8 protein-coding genes are annotated in these 9,747 nt (G+C 72.4%); all 8 read left to right on the forward strand.

The window, feature by feature from the left end:
• Positions 1-94 precede the first annotated feature (94 nt).
• On the forward strand, positions 95-1,012 hold the full coding sequence (locus tag LEL83_RS13535; RefSeq protein ID WP_225559206.1) for an MTAP family purine nucleoside phosphorylase: 918 nt from the start codon (positions 95-97) through the stop codon (positions 1,010-1,012).
• On the forward strand, positions 1,009-2,079 hold the full coding sequence (locus tag LEL83_RS13540; protein ID WP_225559207.1) for an NAD-dependent epimerase/dehydratase family protein: 1,071 nt from the start codon (positions 1,009-1,011) through the stop codon (positions 2,077-2,079). Before LEL83_RS13535 ends, LEL83_RS13540 begins: the two co-directional genes overlap by 4 nt.
• Positions 2,080-2,563: 484 nt before the next feature.
• On the forward strand, positions 2,564-3,379 hold the full coding sequence (locus LEL83_RS13545; protein WP_308009914.1) for a glycosyltransferase family 2 protein: 816 nt from the start codon (positions 2,564-2,566) through the stop codon (positions 3,377-3,379).
• Positions 3,376-4,026: a TIGR04282 family arsenosugar biosynthesis glycosyltransferase gene (locus tag LEL83_RS13550; protein ID WP_225559208.1), complete on the forward strand. Its 651-nt coding sequence runs from the start codon at positions 3,376-3,378 to the stop codon at positions 4,024-4,026. Before LEL83_RS13545 ends, LEL83_RS13550 begins: the two co-directional genes overlap by 4 nt.
• Positions 4,023-4,685: a class I SAM-dependent methyltransferase gene (locus LEL83_RS13555; protein WP_225559213.1), complete on the forward strand. Its 663-nt coding sequence runs from the start codon at positions 4,023-4,025 to the stop codon at positions 4,683-4,685. Before LEL83_RS13550 ends, LEL83_RS13555 begins: the two co-directional genes overlap by 4 nt.
• Positions 4,686-4,807: 122 nt before the next feature.
• Positions 4,808-5,053 carry a hypothetical protein gene (locus LEL83_RS13560; protein ID WP_225559209.1) on the forward strand — a complete coding sequence of 82 codons (246 nt, stop codon included), beginning with the start codon at positions 4,808-4,810 and terminating at the stop codon, positions 5,051-5,053.
• A 123-nt stretch (positions 5,054-5,176) separates the two neighbouring features.
• Entirely contained in the window at positions 5,177-6,796 is a 1,620-nt protein-coding gene (gene pgm / locus LEL83_RS13565) for a phosphoglucomutase (alpha-D-glucose-1,6-bisphosphate-dependent) (RefSeq protein WP_225559210.1), read from the forward strand.
• Between the two features lie 222 nt (positions 6,797-7,018).
• A complete protein-coding gene (locus LEL83_RS13570) occupies positions 7,019-9,451 on the forward strand; it encodes an MDR family MFS transporter (RefSeq protein WP_225559211.1) in 2,433 nt (810 codons plus the stop codon).
• Positions 9,452-9,747: the final 296 nt, after the last annotated feature.

Genomic DNA, 9,747 nt, shown 5'->3' on the forward strand with positions numbered 1-9,747 from the left:
CAGGTGGGAAGTGTCGCCGCTCCCGGTTCCCCCGGTGGCGGCCTCAGTAGCGTATCCAGCGCGCAGCACGCGCCGACGACCTGACGGAGGATCTGTGGAGAACGACGAAGCCGTGACGATCGGTGTCATCGGGGGCTCCGGCCTCTACCAGCTGTTCGAGGAGGGCACGGCGGAGGAACGCGACGTGCCGACACCGTTCGGTCAGACGTCGAGCCCCATCAGCATCGGCACGATGGCCGGACGCCGGGTCGCGTTCCTCACCCGCCACGGCCGCGAGCACTCCGTCGCCCCGCACCGCATCAACCACCGCGCGAACGTCTGGGCGCTGCGCTCGCTCGGTGTCCGCGCGATCGTGTCGTCCAGCGCCGTCGGCGGTCTGCACCCCGACTACGCCCCCGGCACCTTCGTCGTGACCGACCAGCTCATCGACCGCACCTGGGGCCGCGCCGACACCTTCTTCGAGGACGACGTGCAGCACCTGTCCTTCGCCGACCCGTTCGACCCGACGCTCCGGCGCGCAGCGATCGACGCCGTCGCCGCGCTCGACGTGCCGTTCCGTCCGACGGGCACGTGCGTCGTCATCCAGGGGCCGCGCTTCTCGACGCGCGCCGAGTCGGTCTGGCTCCGCGAGGCCGGCGGCCACACCATCAACATGACGATGACCCCCGAGGTCCCGCTCGCCGCCGAGCTCGGCATCGCCACCGTCAACCTGTCGTTCGTCACCGACGCCGACGCCGGTCTCGCCCCGACCGAGGACGAAGCCGAAACCGAAGCCGAAGCCGCAGCCGCAGCGACCGGATCCGACGTCGACGACGCGGGTGCCACGGTCACGCACGGTCTCGTCATGGAGCGGCTGGCCCGTGCGAACGAGGTGATCGTCCGAGCCATCGGCGAGATCGTCGGCGCGATCCCCGCCGACTTCACCCCGCGCGAGCTCGTCCCGGCCAGCGCGAGCGCGAGCGCGAGCATCGTGCAGCGCGCCGCGAGCACCACCACGGGCGCGACCGCATGACCCGCCTCCTCGTCACCGGCGGCGCCGGCTTCATCGGCTCGGCGATCGTCCGCCGCGCGCGGGCCGAGGGGTACGAGGTCCGCGTCCTCGACTCCCTGCGCGACGACGTGCACGGCGACCCCGCCGAGGTCGTCCACGCCCACCAGCAGCAGGGCATCGCGTTCGTGCACGGCGACGTGCGCGACCGGATCGCCCTCGACGCGGCGCTCGACGGCGTCGACGTCGTCTGCCACCAGGCCGCGAAGGTCGGCCTCGGCGTCGACTTCCAGGACGCCCCGGACTACGTGTCGTCGAACGACGCCGGCACCGCCCACGTGCTCGCCGGGATGGACCGGCACGACATCGGCCGCCTCGTCGTCGCGAGCTCGATGGTCGTCTACGGCGAGGGCGCGTACACGACCGCGTCCGGCACGCCCGTCCGACCGCCGGCCCGGCGCCGCGAGGACCTCGACGCCGGCCGCTTCGACCCGATCGGCCCGGACGGCGAGCCCCTGGTGCCCGGGCTGATCGACGAGTCCGCCGCGCTCGACCCGCGGAACGTCTACGCGCAGACGAAGGTCGCGCAGGAACACCTGGCCTCGAGCTGGGCCCGGGCCACCGGCGGGCGAGCGGTGGCCCTGCGCTACCACAACGTCTACGGTCCCGGCATGCCGGCGAACACCCCCTACGCCGGTGTCGCATCCTTGTTCCGCTCGGCGCTGGCCCGCGGCGAGGCACCCCGTGTCTTCGAGGACGGCGCCCAGCGACGGGACTTCGTGCACGTCGACGACGTCGCCGGCGCGAACGCGGCATCCATCGCGGCGACGGCGGAGCTGCCGGCCGACTCGTTCCGCGCGTACAACGTCGGCTCGGGGATCGTGCACACGATCGGTGACATGGCCGCCGCGATCGCCGGCCCCGACGGCCCGCAGCCGGTCGTCACGGGCGAGTACCGCCTGGGCGACGTCCGGCACGTCACCGCGAGTTCGGACCGCATCGCCGCCGAGCTCGGCTGGCGCGCCGAGGTCGACTTCGAGGCCGGCATGCGCGACTTCGCGACGGCCCCGCTCCGCAGCGCCGTCCGGTAGCCACCCCGAGTGAGCAGGAGACGTCGGGTCCGACCCGTGCGATCCGACGTCTCCTGCTCACTGAGCGACCGCAGCGGCGACCACACGCCGGACGGGAGGCCCGTGGCGGCCCCGCCCCGGGCCTCCCGTCCGACCGGCCCAGCGCACGTCGCGACACGCCGTCGTGTCCGCGACCCGCCCCCGAACCGGCGAGACGCCGCCGAACCGCGGGGCGTCTCGCCGAGTCCCCGGCGTCACACGAACACGACGGCGTTTTCCGACCGACCCCGCAACCCCCACGCCGGCGTCACACCAAGACGACGGCGTCTTCCAACACCCCCCGCACGCCCACACCTGTCCCCCGTTCTGGGGACCGCAGCCTGCCGGGGTGCACAGACTGCGACCGATCGGCGCGTTTCCTGTACCCCGCGGCGCGGCATCGTGTTACGTCGAGTGCATGCAAGGACAGACCCGTCGATCCGACCGACCGCACCGAATGACGGACATGAGCGTCGACGTGATCCTCCCGTGCCTCGACGAGGCGGATGCCCTGCCGAAGGTGATCGGCCGCCTGCCCGCCGGCTACCGGGCGATCGTGGTGGACAACGGGTCGACCGACGGGTCCGCCGAGGTCGCCCGCGCGCACGGCGCCCTCGTCGTCACCGAACCGGTCAAGGGCTTCGGCTCGGCCTGCGCCGCCGGCGTCGCCGCGGCCACCGCCGACTACGTCGCCTTCTGCGACGCCGACGCCTCGATGGACCCCGCTGAACTCCCGCCGCTGGTCGACCGGGTCGCCAGCGGCCGCGTCGACCTGGCCCTCGGCCGACGGGTGCCGACCGGTCGCGGCGCCTGGGCACCGCACGCCCGCTTCGCGAACCGCGTGCTCGCCGTCCTGATGCACCGTGCCACCGGCTACCGCCTGCGCGACCTCGGCCCGATGCGCGTCATGCGCCGCGAGGACCTCGTCTCCCTGGACCTGCGCGACCGGCGCAGCGGCTACCCGCTCGAGATGGTCCTCGCCGCACACGCGGCCGGCTGGCGCGTCGACGAGTCCGACATCGGCTACGCGCAGCGCATCGGCGACAGCAAGGTGACCGGCACGCTCCGCGGCACGATCAACGCGGTCCGTGACATGTCCCGTCTGCTCCGTGCGTACCGCCGGGAGGCGCGGACCCGCGTCGTCGCGCCGGCCCCCGTCCGCACCGTGGCCGGCTCCACCCCCGTGGCCGGCCCCGCTGCGTCCGCATCCGCCCCGGTCGCCGGCGCCGTATCCGCCCCCGTCGCCGCATCCGGCACCGTCGCCGAGGAGGCGCGCTCGTGACCACCGAGACCCCGACCAGCACGCCCGTCACCGTGGCCGTCGTCGCGAAGGAGTGCCTGCCCGGCAAGGTGAAGACCCGCCTGACACCGGCGCTCTCCCCCGAGGGCGCGGCCCGCGTCGCCGCCGGCAGCCTCGCCGACACCCTCGCCACCGTGCAGGCCCTGCCCGCGGCGCGTCGGGTCCTGTTCTTCGACGGCACCGTCGTGCCAGCCGGCGCCGAGGGCTTCGAGGTCCTGCACCAGCCTGGCGGCGGCCTGGACGAGCGCCTCGGGTTCCTGTTCGACGCGGTCGACGGCCCGCTGCTCCTGGTCGGCATGGACACTCCGCAGGCGTCCGCCGCCGAGCTCGCCCCGGTGTTCGACGCCCCCGAGCGCGACGGCTGGTTCGGACCGGCCGAGGACGGCGGCTTCTGGTCGCTGTACCTGCGGGAGCCCTCCGGCGACCTGCTCCGCGGCGTCCCGATGTCCCGCGAGGACACCGGCGCCGTCCAGCTCGCCCGCCTGACCGACGCCGGTCTCGACGTGGGGATCCTGGGCGAGCTGCTCGACGTGGACACCGTCGCCGACGCCGAACGGGTCGCCGAACTGGTGCCCGACTCCGAGTTCAGCCGGGCACTCCGTGCCGAGACCGTGGGGAGCACCCGATGACCATGCACGCACCCGTCTCGTTCGGCGCCGGTGGCGGCGAGCCCTACGCCAGGGCCCTCCGTACCGACGGCCGCCTGCGCCTCACCGACCCGTCGCGTCCCGGCGAGGTCACGACGATGGACGTCGGTCGCTGGAGCGCCGCGGCCGACCGGGTCGACCGCTCGCTCCTGGACGACGTCGACGGCGGGGTCATCGACATCGGCTGCGGCCCCGGGCGGATGCTCGTCGCCGCGCAGGCTCGTGGCATCCCGGCGCTCGGCGTCGACGTCTCGGCCGAGGCCGTCGCGATCGCGCAGCGCTCCGGCGGCACCGCCATGCAGGGATCGGTGTTCGACGCGGTCCCGGACGAGGGCCACTGGGACACCGCGCTGGTGATCGACGGGAACATCGGCATCGGCGGCGACCCCACCGCACTGCTCGTCCGCTGCCGTGAGATCGTGCGGGTCGGTGGTCGCGTCGTCGTCGAGACGAACCCCGACGTCGACGCCGACCGGGTCTACACGGCCCGCGTGGTCGATACGGACGGCAACGAGAGCGCCGAGTTCCCGTGGGCCGAGGTCGGGCTCGACGCGCTGCACCGGCACGCGGCCGACGCCGGGCTGGTCGCACGGCAGAGCTGGACGACCGAGGGACGGAACTTCTGCGAGCTGCTGGCCTGACCGTGCACGTTCGTGCAGTTCTTTTGCATGATGCAAGACTGTGTCGTAGGCTCGGATCACAGCCGACGTCGCCAGGGTCGTCGGTCCGACGGTCCCGACGGCGTCACCACCGAGGAGACCCCATGACGAACAGCACCTTCCCGTTCGGCGGCAGCTTCGTGTCCGGCATCGACGGGCGTGACGTGCGCGGGTCGTACACCGGCCGCAGCACCACCGAGCCGTCGGGCACCTACACGGGCGTGCCGGTCGCCGGGCGCCTCGGCCGCTTCGTGGACACGCAGCGGTCGCGTCCCGGTACGGCCACCGCGTCGACCCGCACGGTCACCGGCTCGTTCCGCACCGCGACGGGTTCGTTCCGCACCGCCTGAGGCTCCGGCCTCCCCCAGACCGCGAGCGGTCGTCCTCCCGGGTGTCCCCCCTCGACCCGGGCCGGGCGGCCGCTCGTGCACTTCCCCCGAACGCGCCAGGGCGGGCGATGCCAGGATGGACGCATGAACGACCGTGCCGGCACCCCAGCGACCGCAGACGACCTCGTCGACCTCGACGAACTGGTCGCCGCCTACCACGACCGCGTGCCCGACGTCTCGATCGCCGAGCAGAAGGTCGTGTTCGGCACGTCCGGCCACCGCGGGTCCTCCCTCGACTCCGCCTTCAACGACACCCACATCGCCGCGATCACGCAGGCGATCGTCGAGTACCGCCGGTCGCAGGGCACCGACGGCCCGCTCTTCATCGGGCGTGACACCCACGCCCTCTCGGCCCCCGCGGAGCGCACGGCCCTGCAGGTCCTGGCCGCGAACGGCGTGCACGTGCTGGCCGACAGCGACGACGGCTACGTGCCGACCCCCGCACTGAGCCACGCGATCATCCGCTACAACCGCGCCGGCAACCCGGACACGGCCGACGGCATCGTCATCACGCCGAGCCACAACCCGCCCCGAGACGGTGGCTTCAAGTACAACCCGCCGCACGGTGGCCCCGCCGACAGCGACGCCACGAGCTGGATCGCGAACCGCGCGAACGCGATCATCGAGGGCGGCAACGCCGAGGTGCAGCGCACCGAGGACGCCGAGCCCGACCGCTACGACTTCCTGCACACGTACGTCGCCGACCTCGAGAACATCATCGACATCGCGGCGATCAAGCGTGCCGGGGTGCGAATCGGCGCCGACCCGCTCGGTGGTGCGTCGCTGCCGTACTGGAACCTCATCCGCGACCACTACGGCCTCGACCTCACCGTCGTGAACCCCGAGGTCGACCCGACCTGGGCGTTCATGACGCTCGACTGGGACGGCAAGATCCGGATGGACCCGTCGAGCCCCTCGGCGATGGCCTCGGTGCTCGCGCGCAAGGACGACTTCGACGTCCTCACCGGCAACGACGCCGACTCCGACCGGCACGGCATCGTCACGCCCGACGGCGGACTGATGAACCCGAACCACTACCTCGCGGTCGCGATCGAGTACCTCTACGCCCACCGCCCGCAGTGGCGCGACGACGCCGCGATCGGCAAGACGCTCGTCTCGTCGAGCATCATCGACCGCGTCGCGGAGTCCCTCGGCCGCCGGCTGTGGGAGGTCCCGGTCGGCTTCAAGTGGTTCGTGCCCGGCCTGATCGACGGCTCGGTGGCGTTCGGCGGCGAGGAGTCCGCGGGAGCGTCCTTCCTGCGCACCGACGGCACCGCGTGGACCACCGACAAGGACGGCATCATCCTCGCGCTGCTGGCGTCCGAGATCGTCGCGGTCACGGGCAAGACCCCGTCGCAGCTGTACACCGAGCTCACCGAGCGGTTCGGCGCCCCGGTCTACCAGCGGGTCGACGCCGCCGCCTCGAAGGAGCAGAAGGCCCGCCTCGGCAAGCTCGACGGCGACGCCATCACCGCCGACACCCTGGCCGGCGACCCGATCACCGCGAAGCTGTCGAAGGCGCCCGGCAACGACGCGGCCGTCGGCGGCGTCAAGGTCGTCACCGACAAGGCGTGGTTCGCCGCGCGGCCGTCGGGCACCGAGGACGTCTACAAGATCTACGCGGAGAGCTTCGTCGGGCAGGAGCACCTGGAGCAGGTGCAGCGCGAGGCCAAGGAGATCGTCGACGCAGCACTGGGCGCGTAGCGCCCTCGTCGGGCGGCCGGCGGGTCCCGGACACCGCAGCCCGTCCGACGGAGCCGAGCCGGGCCTCCAGGCCGTGAGCCGCCGGGGCGTGCGGGCGCACGGCGACTGCCGATCCACTCAGGAAGGCGGTCGCCCCGCGACCGGGCGCTTGCGGAAGTTGTAACTTTGCACGCAGCGCAAAACCCTGACCTGCGCGCATCGGTACCTCGGGAGAACCCGCTCATGACCCAGACCGCGACCGCCCCCGCGGCCCCCACCACGGCGTCCAACGTCGTCATGTCGCACCGGCAGATCCTGCTGGTGATCTACGGCCTGATGGCCGGCATGTTCCTCGGCGCCCTCGACCAGACCATCGTCGGCACCGCGATCCGCACCATCGGCGACGACCTGCACGGGCTCGACCAGCAGGCCTGGGTCACCACCGGGTACCTGATCGCGTCGACGGTGACGACCCCGATCTACGGCAAGCTCTCCGACATCTTCGGCCGCCGCCCGCTGTTCCTCACCGCCATCGGGATCTTCATCGTCGGGTCGTTCGCGGCGTCGTTCGCCGACTCGATGCTCATGCTCGCCGGGTTCCGCGCGCTGCAGGGCCTGGGTGCCGGTGGCCTGATGTCCCTGCCGCTGGCGATCATGGGCGACATGCTCGCCCCCCGCGAGCGGGCGAAGTACCAGGGCTACTTCCTCGCGGTCTTCGGCATCTCGAGCGTCATCGGGCCGCTCGTCGGCGGTGTCTTCGCCGGCGCGGACGAGCTGCTGTTCGTCGACGGCTGGCGCTGGGTCTTCCTGATCAACGTGCCGATCGGCGTCATCGCGCTCTTCATGGTGCTGACGTTCCTGCACCTGCCGAAGTTCGGCGAGCGCGGCAAGCCCCGCATCGACTGGTGGGGCGCGACGCTCGTCATCGTCACCCTCGTGCCGCTGCTGCTCATCGCCGAGCAGGGGCGCGAGTGGGGCTGGGACTCCGTCGCCGCCTTCACCTGTTACGGCATCGGCGCGGTGGGGCTCGTCGCCTTCATCCTGGTCGAACGGGCGATGGGTGACGACGCGATCCTGCCGATGAAGCTGTTCGGGTCGCGGGTGTTCTCGATGTCGGCGATCCTGTCGGTCCTCGTCGGCTTCGGCATGTTCGGCGCGATGCTCACGATCCCGCTGTACCTGCAGATCGTGAAGGGCGTCACCCCGACCGGGTCCGGCTTCGCGATGCTGCCGATGGTGCTCGGTCTGATGATCTCGTCGATCGCCTCGGGGCAGATCATCTCGAAGACCGGCAACTACCAGGTCTTCCCCGTCACCGGCACGGCGTTCACGGCGATCGGCTTCACGATCCTGACGTTCCTGACCGCCGACCGGCCGCTCTGGTTCCTGATGCTCGGCATGTTCGGCATCGGGCTCGGTCTCGGCCAGCTCATGCAGACGCTGACCCTCGCCGCGCAGAACTCGGTGTCGCCCCGCGACATCGGCGTCGCCACCAGCGCCGCGACGTTCTTCCGGCAGATCGGCGGCACGATGGGCACCGCCGTGCTGCTCTCGGTGCTGTTCACCCTGATGCCGACGAACATCACGGCGGCGATGCAGAACGAGTCGGACCTGCGGAAGGCCCTCGACGCGGCGCTCACCCCCTCGGTCGCGAACGCGCGCGACAACCAGGGCGTGATGGACCAGATCTGGACGAAGATCGTCGACCCGGTGCAGGAGAACGTGCAGGACGGCCTCGACCAGGGCGCGGCGCAGGCCAAGCAGGCCGCGGACGCCGCCGTGACGAAGCAGGTCACCGCAGCCGTGCAGCAGCAGGTCGACGCCGGCACGCTCCCCGCGGCGGCGGCCGATACCGTCATCGCTCAGCAGGTCGACGACGCGAAGCCCGCAGCCGAGCGGCAGGCGCTGCAGGCCGTGGCGACGAAGGCGAACGCGTCGGTCGTCGACGGCTCGGTGCAGGTCGACTACTCGGACGCGTCGCAGCGCCAGGACGTCGTCGACCAGGTGGCCCCGACGATCATCGAGCAGCTCCGGCGCGGTGACTCGAGCGCGAACTCGTCGAGCAGCGCCACCACGAGCGACACCTCGTTCCTCAACGGGGCGGACGAGCGGCTCACGCGACCGTTCCTGGTCGGGTTCAGCGACTCGGCCGTGCGGGTCTACTGGGTCGGGCTCGCGGTGATCCTGGTCGCGTTCGTGCTGACGTGGTTCTTCCGCGTCCCGCCGCTGCGCAAGACCTCGGCGCTGCAGGAGCAGGCGGATGCCGCTCGGACGGCGGCGGGGTCGGGGTCCGGGTCCGCGGGGTCGGGGTCCGCGGGTGCTGCGGCGGCCAGTGCTGCCGCAGCCGCTCCCGGGGTGGGACCGGTGCCGACGGTGCCGACCTCGCCGGACGTGTCCCCGCAGCCCCGGTCCGCTCGTGCCGCCGGCGCGACGAGTGTGTCGGTGCTGCCGCCGACGGGCCCGGACCAGGACGACACCCGCAATCCGCTGCCCGGTGCCACCACGCACGGCGCACACGCTGCGGCCGCGCCGGTCGACGAGCCCCCGACGACCACGGGTGCCATCCGGACCCGGGCTGCCCACGCGGCCCGGGGTGAGGAGTCCGCCGTGCCGGGTGTACGGGTCGAGGCGGCGGAGGCAGACGGGCATCCGCACGGGCGGCACGCTGCGGAGTAGCCGGGGACCGACGCCGAACGACGGGGTCGTTGTCGCACGACGTCGACATCGTCGCACCGGTGCCTGTCTCGCGGCGGGGGATCGTTGCGTGCGCATAGTGCGACAACTCACGTGTCGATCGACGCGTGCATCGTCGGCACTTGCGCGTGCATCATGTGCGTGCGCATCGTGCGACAACCCACGTGTCGATCGACGCGTGCATCGTCGCGGACCATGTCGTGGACGCGCACCCACGCCCGGGGCCGACGCCGAACGACGGGGTCGATGTCGCACGACGCCGACATCGTCGCAACGGC

Origin of the sequence: Curtobacterium oceanosedimentum, from assembly GCF_020297365.1 — a bacterium.
In the GTDB taxonomy this organism is placed as follows: Bacteria; Actinomycetota; Actinomycetes; order Actinomycetales; family Microbacteriaceae; genus Curtobacterium.